This is a genomic window from Lysinibacillus fusiformis (assembly GCF_002845985.1).
In the GTDB taxonomy this organism is placed as follows: domain Bacteria; phylum Bacillota; class Bacilli; order Bacillales_A; family Planococcaceae; genus Lysinibacillus; species Lysinibacillus fusiformis_D.
In genome coordinates, this window is sequence record NZ_PDFK01000009.1 from 33794 (window position 1) to 51606 (window position 17813).

Annotated in this window: 16 protein-coding genes; 8 read left to right on the plus strand and 8 right to left on the minus strand. The window is 37.1% G+C overall.

All coding sequences use genetic code 11. The features are described from left to right. Positions 1–52 precede the first annotated feature (52 nt). Positions 53–1534, plus strand: coding sequence for a DASS family sodium-coupled anion symporter (locus tag CRI88_RS19915; protein ID WP_058844783.1), 1482 nt, complete (start codon positions 53–55; stop codon positions 1532–1534). Between the two features lie 68 nt (positions 1535–1602). Here CRI88_RS19915 and CRI88_RS19920 read toward each other — a convergent pair whose 3' ends face one another. After that, positions 1603–3126 carry a succinate CoA transferase gene (locus CRI88_RS19920; RefSeq protein ID WP_058844784.1) on the minus strand — a complete coding sequence of 508 codons (1524 nt, stop codon included), beginning with the start codon at positions 3124–3126 and terminating at the stop codon, positions 1603–1605. A 359-nt stretch (positions 3127–3485) separates the two neighbouring features. On the opposite strand from CRI88_RS19920, the gene chrR reads away from it, so the two are divergent. Both chrR and CRI88_RS19930 read left to right on the plus strand, forming a co-directional pair. Then, the gene (chrR, locus tag CRI88_RS19925) at positions 3486–4217 is read left to right on the plus strand and encodes a class II chromate reductase ChrR (protein ID WP_058844785.1); all 732 of its coding nucleotides are present in this window, start codon (positions 3486–3488) and stop codon (positions 4215–4217) included. Between the two features lie 205 nt (positions 4218–4422). Continuing rightward, entirely contained in the window at positions 4423–4851 is a 429-nt protein-coding gene (locus CRI88_RS19930) for a hypothetical protein (RefSeq protein ID WP_058844786.1), read from the plus strand. A gap of 42 nt (positions 4852–4893) precedes the next feature. Here CRI88_RS19930 and CRI88_RS19935 read toward each other — a convergent pair whose 3' ends face one another. Next, positions 4894–6573, minus strand: coding sequence for a hypothetical protein (locus tag CRI88_RS19935; RefSeq protein WP_036117776.1), 1680 nt, complete (start codon positions 6571–6573; stop codon positions 4894–4896). A gap of 131 nt (positions 6574–6704) precedes the next feature. Here CRI88_RS19935 and CRI88_RS19940 point away from each other — a divergent pair, with 131 nt between their 5' ends. The 3 genes from CRI88_RS19940 (at position 6705) to CRI88_RS19950 (ending at position 9817) form a co-directional block, all read left to right on the plus strand. Continuing rightward, on the plus strand, positions 6705–7355 hold the full coding sequence (locus tag CRI88_RS19940) for a lysoplasmalogenase (RefSeq protein ID WP_036117779.1): 651 nt from the start codon (positions 6705–6707) through the stop codon (positions 7353–7355). 89 nt (positions 7356–7444) lie between these two features. Continuing rightward, on the plus strand, positions 7445–8674 hold the full coding sequence (pepT, locus tag CRI88_RS19945) for a peptidase T (protein ID WP_058844787.1): 1230 nt from the start codon (positions 7445–7447) through the stop codon (positions 8672–8674). Between the two features lie 180 nt (positions 8675–8854). Next, positions 8855–9817, plus strand: coding sequence for a DMT family transporter (locus CRI88_RS19950; RefSeq protein WP_036117785.1), 963 nt, complete (start codon positions 8855–8857; stop codon positions 9815–9817). A gap of 281 nt (positions 9818–10098) precedes the next feature. Here the strand turns inward: CRI88_RS19950 and CRI88_RS19955 are convergent, their stop codons facing one another. Beyond that, the gene (locus CRI88_RS19955) at positions 10099–10530 is read right to left on the minus strand and encodes a DUF4395 domain-containing protein (RefSeq protein ID WP_058844788.1); all 432 of its coding nucleotides are present in this window, start codon (positions 10528–10530) and stop codon (positions 10099–10101) included. A gap of 118 nt (positions 10531–10648) precedes the next feature. Here CRI88_RS19955 and CRI88_RS19960 point away from each other — a divergent pair, with 118 nt between their 5' ends. Next, positions 10649–11359 (plus strand): Fe-S oxidoreductase, encoded by a 711-nt coding sequence (locus CRI88_RS19960; protein WP_036117844.1) that lies wholly within the window; start codon positions 10649–10651, stop codon positions 11357–11359. Positions 11360–11418: 59 nt separating this feature from the next. On the opposite strand, the gene CRI88_RS19965 is transcribed toward CRI88_RS19960, so the two are convergent. Together CRI88_RS19965 and CRI88_RS19970 are read right to left on the minus strand one after the other, a co-directional pair. Beyond that, entirely contained in the window at positions 11419–12102 is a 684-nt protein-coding gene (locus CRI88_RS19965) for a hypothetical protein (protein WP_036117848.1), read from the minus strand. An 11-nt stretch (positions 12103–12113) separates the two neighbouring features. After that, positions 12114–13226 carry a mandelate racemase/muconate lactonizing enzyme family protein gene (locus CRI88_RS19970; protein WP_036117901.1) on the minus strand — a complete coding sequence of 371 codons (1113 nt, stop codon included), beginning with the start codon at positions 13224–13226 and terminating at the stop codon, positions 12114–12116. Between the two features lie 80 nt (positions 13227–13306). Here CRI88_RS19970 and CRI88_RS19975 point away from each other — a divergent pair, with 80 nt between their 5' ends. Further along, positions 13307–14548: a hypothetical protein gene (locus tag CRI88_RS19975; RefSeq protein WP_058844789.1), complete on the plus strand. Its 1242-nt coding sequence runs from the start codon at positions 13307–13309 to the stop codon at positions 14546–14548. Between the two features lie 62 nt (positions 14549–14610). Here the strand turns inward: CRI88_RS19975 and nhaC are convergent, their stop codons facing one another. The 3 genes from nhaC to CRI88_RS22585 form a co-directional block, all read right to left on the minus strand. Next, a complete protein-coding gene (gene nhaC / locus CRI88_RS19980; RefSeq protein WP_058844790.1) occupies positions 14611–16059 on the minus strand; it encodes a Na+/H+ antiporter NhaC in 1449 nt (482 codons plus the stop codon). A gap of 282 nt (positions 16060–16341) precedes the next feature. Beyond that, positions 16342–17451, minus strand: coding sequence for an amidohydrolase (locus CRI88_RS19985; protein WP_036117856.1), 1110 nt, complete (start codon positions 17449–17451; stop codon positions 16342–16344). A gap of 205 nt (positions 17452–17656) precedes the next feature. Next, on the minus strand, positions 17657–17800 hold the full coding sequence (locus CRI88_RS22585; protein WP_170829843.1) for a hypothetical protein: 144 nt from the start codon (positions 17798–17800) through the stop codon (positions 17657–17659). Between the last annotated feature and the right edge of the window lie 13 nt (positions 17801–17813).

Sequence of the window (17813 nt, forward strand, 5' to 3'; positions counted from 1 at the left end):
CCGATGTTATGGATAATAATCGTCATATTTATCGTAGAAAGGATGAGAAAATATGTCTTCACCCAATCAAACAGCTACGAAACGGAATTTAAAGCCACTATGGATTGGCTTGGCCTTTGCTTTACTAATCATCATTACTTTTTTACCTAATAACGGTGACTTACCGATTGCTGGACAACGAGCTTTAGCCATCTTAGCATTCGCAGTCATCCTATGGGTAACAGAGGCCGTGTCCTATCCCGTTAGCTCAGCCATGATCATTGCACTTGTAACTGTTCTACTAGGGCTCGCTCCATCAATGGACGATCCTGCTACAGAATTAGGAACTGCTGGCGCTTTAAAATTATCCTTAAGTGGATTTAGTAATTCCGCTGTCGCATTAGTAGCAGCAGCTCTTTTTTTAGCAGCAGCCATGCAAATTACCAACTTACATAAACGGCTTGCTCTCTGGATCCTTTCACTTGTAGGAACAAAAACAAAAGCTATCGTATTCGGCGCCATTTTAGTTTCTATAGCCCTCGCTTTTTTTGTTCCTTCTGCCACAGCACGTGCAGGCGCAGTCGTACCAATATTGCTAGGGATGGTCGCAGCATTTGGTTTACCACGCGATAGTCGACTCGCCGCTTTACTTGTTATTACTTCGGTACAAGCCGTTTCCATTTGGAATATCGGTATCAAGACAGCAGCAGCTCAAAATATGGTCGCTTTAAACTTTATTCAGGAACAATTTAATGTGGATATCTCCTGGGGTGCTTGGTTGCTCTATGCTGCCCCCTTCTCAATCATTATGTCTGTAGCTCTATTTTTCATTATGATCGCTTTAATTAAGCCTGAGACTAGCAATATCGAAGGTGGTAAAGAGGTCATCAAAAAACAGCTTTCAGAGCTTGGCCCATTGAAGGCTCCTGAAATTCGCTTAATCATAACATCAATCGTTTTGCTATTTTTCTGGGCAACTGAAGGGAAATTGCATCCCTTTGACACAACTACAGTCACAATTATTGCCATCGCTATTTTATTAATGCCTAAAATCGGTGTTTATTCATGGAAGGAAGTTGAACCTCATATCCCGTGGGGGACAATTATCGTCTTTGCCGTAGGTATTATGCTAGGAACCATTTTACTTAAGACGGAAGGTGCATCATGGTTATCCGATAAAGTATTTGGTTCACTTGGGCTAGATACGATGCCAATACTAGCAACCATCGCACTCGTAACATTATTTAATATTTTAATTCATTTAGGCTTTGCAAGTGCAACAAGCTTAGCCTCTGCACTGATACCTGTATTCATCGTACTAGCCTCTACATTAACAACGAATGTTGATCAGGTTGGCTTTGTCATCGTGCAACAATTCGTCATAAGTTTTGGCTTCCTATTACCAATTAGCGCACCACAAAATATGCTTGCCTATGGGACAGGAGCATTTACAACAAAGGATTTCTTGAAATCTGGTATTCCATTAACGATTATCGGCTTCCTTCTAATTCTTCTGTTCTCAGCTACTTATTGGAAATGGATTGGATTATTATAAAACTCTAATATGCTCACAACAAAAAGCCTTGAAGCACAATTGTCCTTCAAGGCTTTAATGATGGTATTTTATTGTTTCGTAAACGCAGGGTCCTTCATTGTCCCACTTTTTGCATAATGAACATGCCATGACAGTGCTTTTTCTAGATCGTGTGGCGTATGATGTCCACCAGTCGCCTCATTGGCATCATTATAATACTGCCATAGTTGCTCACGATAATCGGGGTGTGCACAGTTATCAATGATAAGCGCCGCTCGCTCTTTCGGGGCAAGCCCACGTAAATCAGCTACACCCTGCTCAGTTACGATGACATCCACATCATGCTCAGTATGGTCCACATGTGAAACCATAGGGACAATACTTGAAATGTTGCCACCTTTAGCATACGATTTCGTCACAAAAATCCCTAGACGTGCATTACGTGCAAAGTCACCAGACCCTCCAATGCCATTCATCATCTTTGTACCAGAAACATGTGTTGAATTAACATTGCCGTATATATCAACTTCCAATGCTGTATTCACTGAAATAAGTCCGAGTCGACGAATAATTTCTGGTTGATTGGAAATTTCTTGTGGACGTAATACTAATTTATCAGCATACTTTTCAAAGTTCCCATAAACACGGTTTCCTACTTGCTCTGAAAGGGTAATAGAAGTAGCGGAAGCGAAATTTACTTTCCCTGCATCGATTAATTCAAATACTGCATCCTGTAGAACTTCTGAATAAACTTCTAAGTTCTCGAACTCAGAATCTTTAAAGCCTAACAATACGGCGTTTGCTACTGAGCCTACTCCTGATTGAATTGGTCGCAAGCTCGTTGTTAAGCGACCTACATTAATCTCTTCACGTAGGAAATTTAATAAATGATTCGCCATTACATCTGTCTCCTCATCAGCAGGAACAATTGTTGATGGCGCATCTAATATATCTGAAATAACGATGCCCTTTACTTTATCTAAATCTAGCGGAATCCCAATTATACCAAGACGATCAGACACATTTTGCAAAGGAATTGGATCACGCTTACCTTGTGGCGCAGGTACGAAAATATCATGCACTCCCTCTAATGCATCAAGCTGTGCTACATTTAATTCAATGATGATTTGGTCTGCTTCTTGTACAAAAATCGGAGAGTTACCAACTGAAGTTGTAGGAATTAATAAGCCGTCTTCTGTAATGGCAGCAGCTTCAATAATCGCAAAATCAATAGGACCTATAATACCTTGGCGAACAAGTTCAGCATTATGAGAAAGATGGGCATCTACAAATGTGATATCACCGCTATTGATTTTATTACGAATACCAGCATCTGCTTGGAAAGGGCCTCGTTTACGAATGACACCTGCTTCTGCTAAATATTGGTCTACTTCAGGACCAAGTGATGCACCTGTAAAGACATCTACTTGAAATTTCTCTTTTTTAGCTTTCTCTACAAGTGCAAGAGGTACGACTTTTACATCGCCAGCACGTGTGAATCCACTCATCCCTAATACCATACCATCTTTAATCCAAGATGCTGCTTCTTCTGCTGTTACAATCTTGCTCCGCAATTGTTCATGGCGAAGCTTTTTCGCTAACTTTTCTTCCATTCCTTATTCCCCCATCCCACTATATTTTTGTTCAACTTGCATATTTGGTTCCATTAAATGTGTGACATTCGTCAGAAGCTATATCTTTATCCAAATAATGTTGCATCAGATAAACACTCACATTCGTTGAATAAAGAAATTGTATTTTTTGGTAGCACAACCAAATAAACAGTCGCTTCAATAATTTTAAACTATTTAGAATATTTAATCTATATTAAATGAAATATTTTACTTTACGAGATAATTTCTACATTTGTAAACTATTTAAATATAACTATCTATCTTTTTTTCATTCGATTTTGGCGACAAAGCGTGCTATGCTCTTGATATAAAGCACGCATAAAGGAGAGAGTTTTTAAATGGTTAAAGAATTATTACGCAATCATTCATCGGTACGTATTTATGATGGACAACCAATTTCAAAGGAAATCATCGAAGATTTGATCGCAACAGCACAAATGGCTGCAACATCCCATTTTGTGCAGGCCTATAGTGTTATATGGGTAACAGATGCAGATAAAAAAGAAAAATTAGGTTTACTCTCTGGTAACCCACGTCAATATGAAACTTCAGGTGGTGCATTTGTCTTCTGCGTCGATTTCAAGCGTCTTCAAATGGCAGGAAAATTAGAGGGAGTAGACATTGTGGCTGATTCAGCTGAAAATGTCCTTGTTGGTGTCGCAGATGTTTCATTATTTGCACAGAATTTTGTTATTGCAGCAGAGTCAATGGGGTATGGAATTTGCTATATTGGAGGAGTACGAAATAAACCTTCTGAAATAAGTGAATTATTTAATTTACCTGATCACATTTTCCCATTATTCGGTCTGACAATCGGTGTCCCAGCTCGTCGCAATGAAGTAAAACCACGTTTACCTGTATCTGCCATACTACATGAAAATGAATACAATGTTGAAAAGTATGAAGAGCTTTTACCAGCTTATAATGAGACAATGGAAATGTATTACAATAATCGTTCATCAAACAGAAAAATTGATAATTGGACTAAACAAATGGCTGATTTTTTAGTCGAACAACGACGTCCTCATATTAAAGAGTTTTTAGCTACAAAAGGATTTAACTGGAAATAACCAAATATAAATGGGGTTACTATCGTATGATTAGAACCCCATTTTTTTCATAATTTTATTACTCATCGATATTAAGGCTAGTGATTTTGTCTCGATATAGATAGTAAGTTCACCAATAAATTAAACGAAAAGCCTCTTCCCTTTTCCAGCTATTCCATTCATATTAATAAATGATCCCTAATGGATGAAAGGAGTTAAATGAATAATGTCCAATATCAATAAACATCTTGCTCGTACTTTAGAACAGCAACATAAAAGAAGTGTAAGAGGTTTATTTTTAAAAATAGAGGAATTAAATAATGCATGTACACAGCTAAGAAAACGATTAGAGCCGAATGTTGATTTGACACTGTATAAACAGGCTATTGATTATGTTAATCAGTTCGTTTCCCATACCTCTATTCTCAACTTAAAATTTATTACCAATACACAAAATTTAGAAGTAGCTGTTTTACATACTCTTTTTTTATCCTATATTTTAGAACGCGAATCCACGCATTCTTTTGCGTACGAAAATAGATTACTGCAAGGCTATTTACATGAAATCTTTACATTAAATGACCACGCAAAAACACTCTTTATGAACCATAAAAAAAAAATGCTAACCTTTATTCAAGAGGACAAATCCACATAATAAAAGACGATCTTGATATATCGAAGATCGTCTTTTGTTCTTTTATTGTAATCCCTTAATCATGAGGGATCGAACTGGCAAGAATTGTTCACCTGTATCGCCATATGTGAGAATGACCTCATCACCTTCTTGTAAATATATTGCTAAAGGCTCTGTTTCGGCACTAATTAAATAATTTTCACCATTATTTAATAAGAAAGATACCATTGTAAAATCACCTAGACGTTCTTTGTAAACACGCATTACCTTCCCGCTCACTTGTTTCTCTTCCGCATTTGAGCTACCATCTACTGTATTTCCTCCACGACTTAAGGCCGTTTTATATAGCTTTAGTGCCTCTTTAGGAGTAGTAGCATAAACAGATATTTCAGGATTGGCAGCAGACACGATGAAGTAGTTTTGTAAAAAGCCGTTGGAATCTAGCACCGCAGTCAGCCAGCTTGCTTCACCATAAAAATTATATAACACTGGCATTTCACCAGTCCATTTTTTCTCAATAAATTTCTTCTCGATAATTTGTAAATTACCCTGTGAATCCATATAACTTGAATCTAAATTTCCTGTATAGTATGTGGCATCCCCTGTACGAGCATTCGTTAAGGAATAGCCTAACATTGAATCTACGCCTTCTTTAGGGCTTGTAAAATCAGTAAAGTAATACATATCACCCTTCTCATCGAAAATTGGACTTACATTCGATTCTGTTCCTTCATCGGAAGGGATCTTTACATCCTTTTTACCAAACATACTGTTCCAAAAACCGTGAACATAATTACCAAAATAACTGTTTTGTAAACTTACTGTCTCTGGTGAAACTGCACCATCAATAAATTCAGGTATTTTGTCCAGTTCAACCGTTTCCGATTTCCCTGTTAGTGCATCAACTAAAACAATCCCTTTCACATCAAAGCCATTACGCGCAGTAATAAATTCACCATATGAACGAATGTAATAAGGCTTACCTTCATCATCTACTTCAAGCTGAACGTCTCCATAAAAAATAAGGAATGGATGTTGTAAACGCATATGACGTTCTAAATTAGCATTTAAATATGCAGAAGGAACATATTTCATTTCCTCTTTAACGAATTTAGGATTATCTGCAGAATCTGTGGCACTCATAATAAAGTAACCAGGTGTTGTATCCCCATTCATCCATTTAAAGAATCCTGAAAATTCAACAGGTGCGATATAAACATAATCACCCTTCACTTTTTGGATTTGTAAGCGTCCTAGCTCATAGTAACTAGTGTTTGGCACTTGCCCGAAAGCTTTTTTCATTTTATTGCGAGCAAATTTCGGTGGTACACTTGCAGGTGTTTGTGTCTCATCGAATGGTTTTATTTCAACTTCTTCCTTCATTTCTGAGGATTCAAATTTTTCATTAGCATTCCATAGAGGAGCCGATAATACATACACAGCTACGCCTAAACTTGCTAAAAATAAAATACCTTTTATTTTCCGTTCAATACCACTTGCAAGCAGGGCGCCAGCTAACGTTAATAAAATAATAGCAGGCCAAAAAACAAGCCAGTTTACATCAATTTTTGTTACATATAGAGTGATTGCAGTAGCTAAAAATCCTAGTACAAAGACACCAATAAAAAAGTATCCAATCACCTTTCTTGATTTACCATCTTCTCGCTTCTTTGTAATAAGCGGTGTCACTAACACACTCGCGATCAATGCAATGACTGCAGAAGCTATCAGTAGCTTAGTCATTTGGTTCATCCTCTCTTCAGCTTTCTGTCTACTTATTTACGGTTACATACTAAAAAAGTTTCATACATACGTTGTACAGAAAGGAATTCTACCATAAATATTGAATTTCAAAAGGAAAGGAGCTGAAAAATTTGTTAAAAAAATTTCTAATAGGTTTCATTATTTTATTTGGTCTTTATTATATATTTCTCTTTTCCCATATTGCCGAAAGTTTAAAACTCATTTTTAAAGTGATTCCCATGTTGCTCATCATTATTTTAGCTGCGATTCAGAAGCCATTACATATTAAAAAATACCAACTTTTAATTATTGCTGGGCTTATATTTTGTATGATTGGGGACTATACATTGCAGTGGTTTTTAATTGGTCTGACTAGCTTTCTTATAGGTCATGTCTTTTATATTTTTGCTTTCTCTACCGCAAACGAGCGGCAAGTACCCACGTGGGCAAAAATACTCTTACTGCTTTACGGAGCGAGCATGGCCATCTGGATTGCAGGGTCTGTCTTTAAAACAGGTGAAACGATACTTGGTATCGCAGTGATTGCCTATATTTCAGTGATTCTCACTATGGGATGGACGGCCATAAAAACCGATTCTACATTGGCGACAATTGGTGCTCTGTTATTTATTGCTTCTGATTCTTATTTAGCTATTAATAAATTTGTCACGCCACTAGCTTTTTCACACGAAGTAATCATGCTAACTTATTATAGCGCTCAATTACTTATTGCATTAAGTATCCTTCAATATTCCGAAATCCGAAGTAAAGTGTTACAATAATATCAATTATGCCTTGGCATAATGCGCCCAGAATCAACTTTGTGAATGCACAAAGAATTTTAACATATACACATTAGGAGGCCATACTTATGAAAGAACAAGTAATCGAGCGATTAATACGCTATGCAAAAATTGATACACAATCAGACTTCACAAGCGAAACAACTCCTTCTACCCAAAAACAATTTGACCTGTTACATGTCCTGAAAGACGAACTTGCTGAAATTGGCTTAACAGAAATTACATTAGATGAAAATGGCTATTTATTTGCTTCATTAGAGGCTAATACAGATAAAGAAGTACCAACTATCGGCTTTTTAGCCCATGTTGATACAGCTACCGACTACACGGGCACAAATGTGAATCCACAGCGCATAGATAATTATGATGGTGGAGATATTCAGTTAAATGAACATTTAGTGATGTCCCCAACTGACTTCCCTGAGCTTAAAAATTACGTGGGTCAGACACTTATTACAACAGATGGCACTACGTTATTAGGGGCTGATGATAAGGCTGGTATTGCTGAAATTATAACAGCGATGGAATACCTCATTAAAAACCCTACTATTAAACATGGAAAAATTCGTGTAGCCTTTACACCAGATGAGGAAATTGGACGTGGCCCACATAAATTTGATATTGCCGCGTTTGGAGCAGACTATGCCTATACAATGGATGGCGGACCACTTGGTGAGCTACAATACGAAAGCTTCAATGCCGCTGGCGTAAAGGTTGTTACAAATGGAACAAGTGTACACCCTGGTTCTGCGAAAAATAAAATGGTGAATGCTATCACAATGGCCATTGCCTTCCAAAATGAAATGCCTGCTGACGCAGTTCCTGAAAAGACAGAAGGTTATGAAGGTTTCATTCATTTAATGGGCTTTAAAGGGGCTCTTGAGCATACTGAGCTATCTTATATCGTGCGTGACCATGATCGTCAAAAATTCGAAGAGAAAAAACAATTAATGCTCGATGCGGCTGCAAAAATTCAAGCACAATATGGCGAACATGCCCTAAGTATTACAATTGAAGATCAATACTACAATATGGGCGAAAAAATTGAGCCTGTAAAAGAAATTGTTGATATCGCACGTGCCGCAATGGAAAAATTAGATATTACACCAAATACCTTACCAATTCGTGGTGGTACAGATGGTTCACAATTATCCTATATGGGCTTACCAACACCTAATATTTTCGCTGGTGGCGAAAACATGCATGGTAAATTTGAATATGTATCTGCTGAAACAATGGAAAAGGCAACACAAGTTATTATTGAAATCGTTCAGCTCTTTGAACAACAAGCTAATTAGTCTATCTTATTTCTGATGAATTTTCGAGTAAGTTCAATGATTCTAGACTCACGCTAAAGAACAATACTCATCGTTACGAAGAAAGGCTTTTCCTTTCTTCGTCATTTTTTTAGCAATAATTACTGAATTTTCAATTTACATAAAGGGTTTAAGCTCTAAACTCAAATTGAGGTGAACGATATGAAAGAAATTGCCTTAGGCATTTTAGCTTCTCTTTTCTTTGCCGTGACTTTTATTTTAAATCACGCAATGGAAATGCAAGGTGGCAGTTGGCTATGGAGTGCATCACTAAGATTCTTTTTCATGCTACCCTTTTTACTTATCATTGTCTTTTATCGCAAAGGCTTTTCACAGCTTTCAGGTGAAATGAAAGCACAGCCTATAGCTTGGTTACTTTGGAGCTTTGTTGGATTTGTTTTATTCTATGCACCATTAACCTTTGCCGCAGCGTTTGGTCCAGGTTGGTTGGTTTCTGGCACATGGCAATTTACAATTGTTGCTGGTGTATTATTAGCTCCCCTCTTTGTTTCAGTTATTGCGGGTAAAACAATACGTCAAAAAATACCTTTCATATCTCTTCTAATTTCATGTGTCATCTTAGTAGGTATTCTACTTATACAAATACCTCATGCCCAATCGGTTTCGTTTAGAAGTTTAATGCTCGGTATTTTACCTGTCATCGTCGCAGCATTTGCCTATCCTCTTGGTAATCGCAAGATGATGGAGATTTGCGGGGGACGGATTGATACTTTCCAGCGAGTACTTGGTATGACCATTGCTTCAATGCCAGCATGGATCATCATAGCTATTTATGCCAGTCTTACAGTTGGACTGCCCTCAGCAAGTCAGATGTTCCAATCATTACTCGTAGGAATTAGTTCAGGTGTCATTGCAACAGTATTGTTTTTCATAGCAACCGATCGTGTAAGAGACCATCAAGGGAAACTAGCCGCTGTGGAAGCAACCCAATCAACAGAAATTTTATTTGTTATTATCGGTGAGGTTTTATTATTAGGTATAGCCTTCCCTAGCCCTATTGCACTTGCAGGTCTGGGCGTCATCATCGTAGGTATGCTATTACATAGTTACTATACTATGATCATTGGGAAAAAAAATGCTGTTCAACAGAATATATCTTCCTAACAGTCCTTTTATGGGCTGTTTTTTTAGTAGGCGTAATAAATTTACCAACAAAAAAGACGACTCCATCCTATTAAATAGAATGAGTCGTCTGAGATTTTCACGTTCCCAAAAAATGAGGGGGGTTTTAGGAGCGTAATCATGAACTAGCAAACTTCTGGAGAAAAGTAGCTAAAGTTCATCCTCTCTACACTGTATTGTAGCGGAGGAATAATCTTTATACGATAATGATAATCATTATCAATTAAATTGTCAACAATAATCTAATAAAATTTTTCCCTTTTTTAAAAAGATTTTTTTAATGAACGACGGTACTGCCATTGCTTCAATTGAAAATGTAGAAAACAACCAATACAAAAACCTGCGATTGCGATAGATGATGCGATTGCCACCATGCTAGTAAAGATATAACCGACAACAGCCCAATTCAACATATAACCTAACAAGCCTACCCCTAAACAAAAGCTAGCAATGCTGGAATTAAATTTTTGCTGTTGTGCATCCTCTGGTATATAAGCAGATGGGGCCTTTTTTAGAAATAGCTTACCGACACGAATAATAGGGTTATAATGGCATATAATACCCAATAAATTTGCAGTCAGTGGAATGACTAGAAGCCATGTAACCCCTGTTAGCCATGTAAAGATAACACTTAAAAGAATGATCCATTGATTCAGTCGAACGAGTGGTCTTGGAATTGCATGAGGCACTGACATTCTAAAACCCACCTTTCAGATATGTTTAATTTATTTTACTGCATGACATTCCATTTGTGAAGCAAAATTGATTACTTTATAATGAAATTAACAGAGTTCAAAGGAAAAGAGGATTACCATGCCAGCTTTAACGATGGATCAAGTTCAACAATTAAATTCCTATAGCATCTACACAGCTGAACCTAAGCGGACTTTATTTACATTAGCTGATATACATAAGGATTTTTACCATCCTGATTTTTTGAACCTCATGATGGGTATAACAGATGCCGCAACAGAAACGGCCGCTATTTCTCATTTTGCTCGCCGCTATGGTATGTTCTTTGCTATGCAATTTTATATGCTTGCCGCTTATGATGAGGTATGGGATGGCAAGCCACTCGAATTACGTTTCGATGCTGCAAAGGAATTCAATAGCTTTACCGTTGCCATGTTCGCCAATCCAAATGATTGGCGTTATGTTGAGGAAGATGAACGTCAAGCGGTCATTGAGAAAATCCTTTATGATGGCCATGTGATTGTTCAACAGCTTCGTAAAGTAACATCGATTTCCCCTCTTACCATTTGGGAAAACTTCTTTGGTTATTTGCTATGGCACTATCATGTTTTGTTATCTAATCCAGGCTTGGCCGATCAAGCCATGGACGATATTGAAGCTTTAGAAAATCCAGAAACATGGGCACGCTTCTCAAATAAATCTTGGTGGGCGCAATATACAGGCTGTCAGAGCCCTACGAATTTAATCAATATTCCTGTTAGAAAATCTTGTTGTTTTTCTAAAGATATCCCTGGTTTAATGGCCTGTGGCTTTTGTCCAATGAAGAAATAATAGACTCTCGTAAAAAAGCCTTACCCTCCACCAATTTATGCGAAGGGTAAGGCTTTACTTTATTTTTCGTATACAACAAACCAATCATTGTTTTCTTCAAACATCCTCGTACCAAGAAAGCCTTGTTTTAGCAGTTGCTGTTGTGCGGCTGTATCCCCCATTGATATTATTTGTTTGTCAGTAAATACTGGGGACAATTCCTGTTGTAAGTCTTTATAGAAAATATAACGGAGCTTATCAACATATTTAATTTTCAAGCCTTTAATAACGAGATCTTGCGAAAATTTATCTTTTAAACTTGGTATATTATATGGCTTTACAGTGGAGCAAACATAATCATATTTTTCTAAATCAATCGCATTCATTACGACTGTAGCCAATGTTTTTTGTAAGCCATAACCTCGATATTTCGGTGAAACATTCGATATTTCTTGATATAAAACACGCTGAAATTCATTTTCCGTAATTCCACAATCATAGCCTAGATGTTCCTCATCAATAGGCGGATTTAACAGTGCTCGAAAGGCAATTAATTCGTCCTCTACATAAGCACCAATCATCATACCGTTGCCATTTAGAATATATTCAAATTCCTCTGTACTTAAAGGCTGCAAGATACTTTGATCTGCTAATGCTTCATAAACTTCAACCTGTAACTCCTCAATTTGTTGTAAATGCTGAGGCGTTAATTTTATGACAAAAAACGGCGTCTTATCAAGCATACCTTCATAAATCTTTTCCATATTACGCCTCCTTAGGCTGTTACAACAGTTGAGAACTTACATAGTTCCTGGATTACATCCTCATCCACTTCTACACCTAGCCCAGCCTGTTCATTTAAGCAAATAAATGGAACATCATAATGTAGATTCCCTACATCTTTAGAGAATTTTAGCGGGCCTGTTAACTCTACACTTGTCATAATTTTCTTAGAGAATGCTACATGAAAACCTGCAGCAGAGCCAACAGATGATTCTACCATGGAGCCAATTTGACATTCAATTCCCGCCATCTCTGCCATGACAGCTAGCTTCATCGCAGGGTAGATGCCACCACACTTCATTAACTTAATATTTACTTTATCAGCGGCACGCTTGGCAATAATTTCACGCATTTCACGTACACCACGAAGTCCTTCATCAATCATTAATGACACATCGGATTTTGATTTAATCTCAACCATTCCATCAATATCTTCACTATCTACCGGTTGCTCTAACCAATCAATGTTTAAATCCTTCATAGCACGTAAACCCTGTAAGGTAGTAGACGCATTGCCCCACCCTTGATTTACATCCACTCGGATAGCAATATCTTCACCTACACGTTCACGTACTGCTTTAATGCGTGCAACATCACGAGTTACCTCTGTGCCTACTTTCATTTTAAAAGAACGATAGCCCATTTCTACTCGATTAGCAGCCTCTTCTGCCATCTCTTCAGGCGTCCCAATACTTAATACATGGGTAATTGGGAATTTGTCATGATAACGTCCACCTAAAAGTTGGTATACAGGGACTCCTAATGCTTTCCCAGTGATATCAAAGCAAGCAATATCAAGTGCTGCTTTTGCAGCTGGTACGTCTTTTACAATTTTATTCATTTTTTCGTGCAGCTTTTCAAAAGCCATTGGATTTTCTCCAATAACCGCAGGAGCAAGTTGATGTTTTAGCACAGCATATGTGCTTTCCCATGATTCCCCTGTTACATGCTCATCAGGAACTGCTTCCCCGTACCCCACAATACCTGTATCGGTAGTCACTTTCAAAATAATAGAAGGCATTGTATCATATGTAGCATAACTAATGATAAATGGATCAATTAGAGGTAAATGTATTGCAAAGATTTCTACTTGTTGGATTTTCATCATAATCAATCTCCCTTGTTGTTATATATGTCGTTAATACGTCGTTAAATATTTAAAAAAATAGAAAAGGAACGATGCCCATGTCTACCAAAATAGCGATTATTTGTTCTAAAGCATTTATGAATCGTATTATTAGTATCGCACAAAACATAGCCGATGTTCAATTAGAATTTTATCTTTACAACCACCCATCTGAAGCACCAACTTTAATGAAGCAAATTAAACCATGTGACGCACTGCTATTAGGAGGAACATTACCCTATTTACATGCCCAGTCATTACTTTCGGAAATCCCAATACCATGGAATTATATTAAACAAGATGAAACAGCCATTTCTACAACACTCTTATCACTAGTAGCCAAACATAGTGTAGCAATCGATAGAATTTCCATTGATGTCATGAATCCAGCATTCGTTGACAATGTTTTAACAGAAATAGAATATACTGGACCTAAGCCACATGTTCAGCATATATCGATTACAGAACCAACTGAGCATATTTTACAGCGTCATATCACCTTGTGGAATGCCAAAAGTATAGAATTTATCATTACAAGTATTCATAGTGTTTTCGATGAATTACAAGCACTTCACATACCCGCAATGCGTATGCTAGATACTACAAATTCTATTCTGCAATGTCTAGAAGAAACTAAATCCAAGTCATTACTAACCAAATCCGAAGCCTTTAAAGCCGTTGTCGGTCTATTAGAAATTCAGGGGGATTCTTCAATCGAATCAACTATTTTAAATCAAATTGCTAAGGCTACCTTTTCAACGTACAAGCAAATTGCTGCCCACACCTTTGAGCTCTACACAACCGCAGGTCATTTACAAAATGCACTAGAAAAAGACAGCCTAGAAGAACTAATACAACAAATCGAACAACCATTTAAGCTAGCATTCGGTTATGGTTACTCCATTTTGGAAGCAACACAAAATGCACAGCAAGCTTTAACATTTACGAAGCCTTTCGAGATTTTCATTCTTGATGAACATAAAAATCTATTAGGACCTTTTCCGAATTCAGAAGGTAAAGTGTCTTTAAAAACAGATGATCCCTACGTTTTACAAATGGCTAAGCTAACAAGCCTCAGTCCATTAAATATCTCTAAACTAATCAATTTCAGCCATGATCGACAATCCGCACAATTTACATCACAAAATCTTGCTGAATATCTTCAAGTTACACGACGAACAACCGAACGTATTATCAAAAAATTAGTTGATAATGGTTATGCAAACGTTGTCGGTGAGGAAATGACCCATCAACAAGGTCGCCCTCGTACCATTTATGAATTGAATTTTGCGACCTACTAAATGATGGCATCAAAAGAAAAAGGAATTCTCGTAGATAAACATGTATCTACGAGAATTTTATTTTAATCTGCAATCGCTACATTCTCAGAACTTTCTAGCTCTAATTCTTTTTTACGCTTCTCAGCTTCTGCTATTTCCTCTGGTGTTAATTTAACAATGGCAAATCCAATATATCCATAAATGATGGAGATAATAGGTACAGCAAAATTAAGAATGGCATATGGTGCGTACTCCATAGCACTTACACCTAAAGTAGCTAGAATAAATACACCACAAGTATTCCAAGGGAAGAAAACAGATGTTAATGTTCCCCCATCTTCTAATGCACGAGATAGATTTTTAGAATGCAAACCACGTTGTTGATATACCCCCGCAAACATACGTGAAGGGACAACAATTGAAATATATTGCTCAGAACAAGTTGCGTTTGTTGTTACACATGCTGCAATAGTTGAAGCAATAAGGCTTCCAGTAGACTTAGCAAACTTCACAATTACGTTCATAAGCGCTTTTAACATTCCTGAATACTCTAAAATACCACCAAAAGTCATCGCTACAATGGTCATTGAAACCGTATTCATCATTGAATCTAAACCACCACGGTTAAATAAATCATCCACCATGTGATTACCTGTCGAGATTTCGAATCCAGCTTGCAATGCTTGTACAGCACTTGCGGCTGAACCACCTTGTACAAAAATTTGCAGTAAGAAACCTGAAACAATACCAATAATTAAAGCTGGAATTGCTGGCACCTTTTTAGCTACTAAAACAATAACACCCACTGGTACAAGTAATAGTAAAGGAGAAATGACAAAGCTTTCTTCCATCACTTTTAACGTTGTTAAAATTTCTTCTGATTTCATGGAAACATCTGCAAATTTTCTACCGAGAATTCCAAAAACAACAAGCGAAATAATTAACGCTGGAATTGTTGTATAAAGCATATGCTTAATATGCTCAAATAAATCTGTACCTGTTAAACCTGCTGCTAGATTCGTTGTATCTGATAGTGGTGACATCTTATCTCCAAAGTATGAACCTGAAATAACCGCACCAGCAATCATAGCCGCTGGAATACCCATACTTAAACCAATACCCATACCTGCGACACCAATTGTCGCCATCGTTGACCATGAACTACCAATAGCTAATGACACGATTGAACATAACAGCATGATTGTCACTAAGAACCACGCTGGAGAAATTAATTTTAAGCCATAGAAAATCATCGTTGCTACGACCCCGCCGCCAATCCATGCCCCAATTGTCAAACCTACTAAAATAATAATGACAATGGCAGGTAATGCCAGTCGTATCCCCTTATACATCATTTCTTCAATTTCTGACCATTTGTATCCATGCATTTTGGCAACAATTGCTGCTACAGTTGTGCCAACAAGAAGAGGTACGTGAGGACTTTGCTCTAAAACAACTACTGTAATCAACATTGTAATAATCATAATTGCAAAAGTTAGTAGTGCCCAACCTGCATTAATATCCTTTTTCATTCTTCCATCCCCTTTTTTTGCACCAAATCCCATTTCGGTTTTTCAAAGACGCAAATAATTTTTTACGTTTTTTAGCTTAATATTCAAAAAATTAAAAGTCAACGCAAAAAATTTATGCCTCTCTAGCAAATCCCTTTGTTTTAGCGTAATAAAACGTTTTCAAGTAGCAATAAAAAGCAATGCAAACCCTTGAATATCCATACATTTAAGAAAATGTTCATGCAAAAAAAGCTATATGAAAAAATAAATTACATTTTTTCATATAGCTTAAAAATTATTTTTTTATTCAGGTTTTTTTTCTAATACACAGGCAAGTACTTTTGCAGCATCCATTAAAGCACTACGATCAAATGTCATCTTAGGATGATGTAATCCTGGCGTTAGGTTTGCCCCGATTCCAATCATCGCTGCTTTTAATTCTGGCTTTTTCACTGTATAGAAATGGAAATCATCACTACCTGGTGTCGTTATTTCATCCGCTAAATGTTCTTCACCTAAAGTTTCAATGATGGCAGCCTTCGCCATGTTTGCCGCAATTGGTGAAACTTCAGCACCTGGCGTAAAATCAACCCAATTCCAAGTCATATCAATTTCAAATTGTTGCTGTATTGATGTTAAACCAAACTCAATTTTGCTGCGTAGCAATTCGAGCTGTTGATTGTGCTGTGCTCGAATATCCATTGAAAAGCTAGCATTGCCCGGAATAATGTTTGTACTACCTCCATCTGCGATAATTTTCGTTAATTTAGCAGAATGTGGTTCAAATGGTGATAAATGAATGCTATGTAGCATTTGTTGCACAGCCACAATGACGTCAATCGCATTTTTACCTTGGTGAGGTCTAGCACCATGCGCATCAATGCCTTGAATAGTCCCCTCTAAAAAATAAGCTGCACCATGATGGATTGCTGGCGAAACTTTACCAAGTGGTAATTCTTCAATTGGTCTTAAATGGACTCCAAATAAATGTGTTACCCCATCAACCGCTCCTCGGTCGAATGCTGCACATGCACCATTTCCTAATTCTTCAGCAGGTTGGAAAATGAAACGCACACGATGTTGCAATGGGCGATCCTTCAGTAGTAGTAATGCACCAAGAACCATTGTCATATTGGCATCATGTCCACAAGAATGATTCGCTTGCCATTTTCCATCAACTTCTTGCCATAAAGCATCGATATCAGCGCGGACTGCAACTATTTCTTCACCTGTTCCAATTTCAGCTATTAACCCAGGTATGTCACCTAGTAAACGATAACTAATCTGTAATTCATCCAGTATCGAAGCGATTTTCTTAGTTGTCTCGAACTCCTTCCAGCTTACTTCTGGATATTTGTGAAAATGATCAAACCATTGATAAATCGTTTCTTCTACTGTTAAAGCTTTTGACATAACTACACCTCTATACGCATTTTTGTTTCCCATTATACATGAATCTATTTCAGAAAAGTACATATGCCTTAAGACCTAACTAAAATAGTAAAGGGATGTATTTCATTATTATGCTCCTAACAAGCCGTTTATAAATAGAGGTGCAGAAAGTAATGGACTATGTTAAAAGTTATCATCACTTTCAACATAGCCCATCAAATATTCATTATAAACTTGTAAAAAACCCTTCTGGATATTCTTCATAATGTACCTTCACCATTTGCTCCTCATTTTTTTCTTCCTCTTCATAGAAATCAAACTCTTGATCCATTAAATAAGTTTCAAATTTTGAATTTAACAATTTCCCCATTGTATCACTCCTT

What these genes read in the sequence shown, in the direction of transcription:
- CRI88_RS19915 (WP_058844783.1), top strand. Translation starts at nt 53, where the DNA reads ATGTCTTCACCCAATCAAACAGCTACGAAACGGAATTTAAAGCCACTA.
- CRI88_RS19920 (WP_058844784.1), bottom strand. Translation starts at nt 3,126, where the DNA reads ATGGAAGAAAAGTTAGCGAAAAAGCTTCGCCATGAACAATTGCGGAGC.
- chrR (WP_058844785.1), top strand. Translation starts at nt 3,486, where the DNA reads ATGGTTAAAGAATTATTACGCAATCATTCATCGGTACGTATTTATGAT.
- CRI88_RS19930 (WP_058844786.1), top strand. Translation starts at nt 4,423, where the DNA reads ATGTCCAATATCAATAAACATCTTGCTCGTACTTTAGAACAGCAACAT.
- CRI88_RS19935 (WP_036117776.1), bottom strand. Translation starts at nt 6,573, where the DNA reads ATGACTAAGCTACTGATAGCTTCTGCAGTCATTGCATTGATCGCGAGT.
- pepT (WP_058844787.1), top strand. Translation starts at nt 7,445, where the DNA reads ATGAAAGAACAAGTAATCGAGCGATTAATACGCTATGCAAAAATTGAT.
- CRI88_RS19950 (WP_036117785.1), top strand. Translation starts at nt 8,855, where the DNA reads ATGAAAGAAATTGCCTTAGGCATTTTAGCTTCTCTTTTCTTTGCCGTG.
- CRI88_RS19955 (WP_058844788.1), bottom strand. Translation starts at nt 10,530, where the DNA reads ATGTCAGTGCCTCATGCAATTCCAAGACCACTCGTTCGACTGAATCAA.
- CRI88_RS19960 (WP_036117844.1), top strand. Translation starts at nt 10,649, where the DNA reads ATGCCAGCTTTAACGATGGATCAAGTTCAACAATTAAATTCCTATAGC.
- CRI88_RS19965 (WP_036117848.1), bottom strand. Translation starts at nt 12,102, where the DNA reads ATGGAAAAGATTTATGAAGGTATGCTTGATAAGACGCCGTTTTTTGTC.
- CRI88_RS19970 (WP_036117901.1), bottom strand. Translation starts at nt 13,226, where the DNA reads ATGAAAATCCAACAAGTAGAAATCTTTGCAATACATTTACCTCTAATT.
- CRI88_RS19975 (WP_058844789.1), top strand. Translation starts at nt 13,307, where the DNA reads ATGTCTACCAAAATAGCGATTATTTGTTCTAAAGCATTTATGAATCGT.
- nhaC (WP_058844790.1), bottom strand. Translation starts at nt 16,059, where the DNA reads ATGAAAAAGGATATTAATGCAGGTTGGGCACTACTAACTTTTGCAATT.
- CRI88_RS19985 (WP_036117856.1), bottom strand. Translation starts at nt 17,451, where the DNA reads ATGTCAAAAGCTTTAACAGTAGAAGAAACGATTTATCAATGGTTTGAT.
- CRI88_RS22585 (WP_170829843.1), bottom strand. Translation starts at nt 17,800, where the DNA reads ATGGGGAAATTGTTAAATTCAAAATTTGAAACTTATTTAATGGATCAA.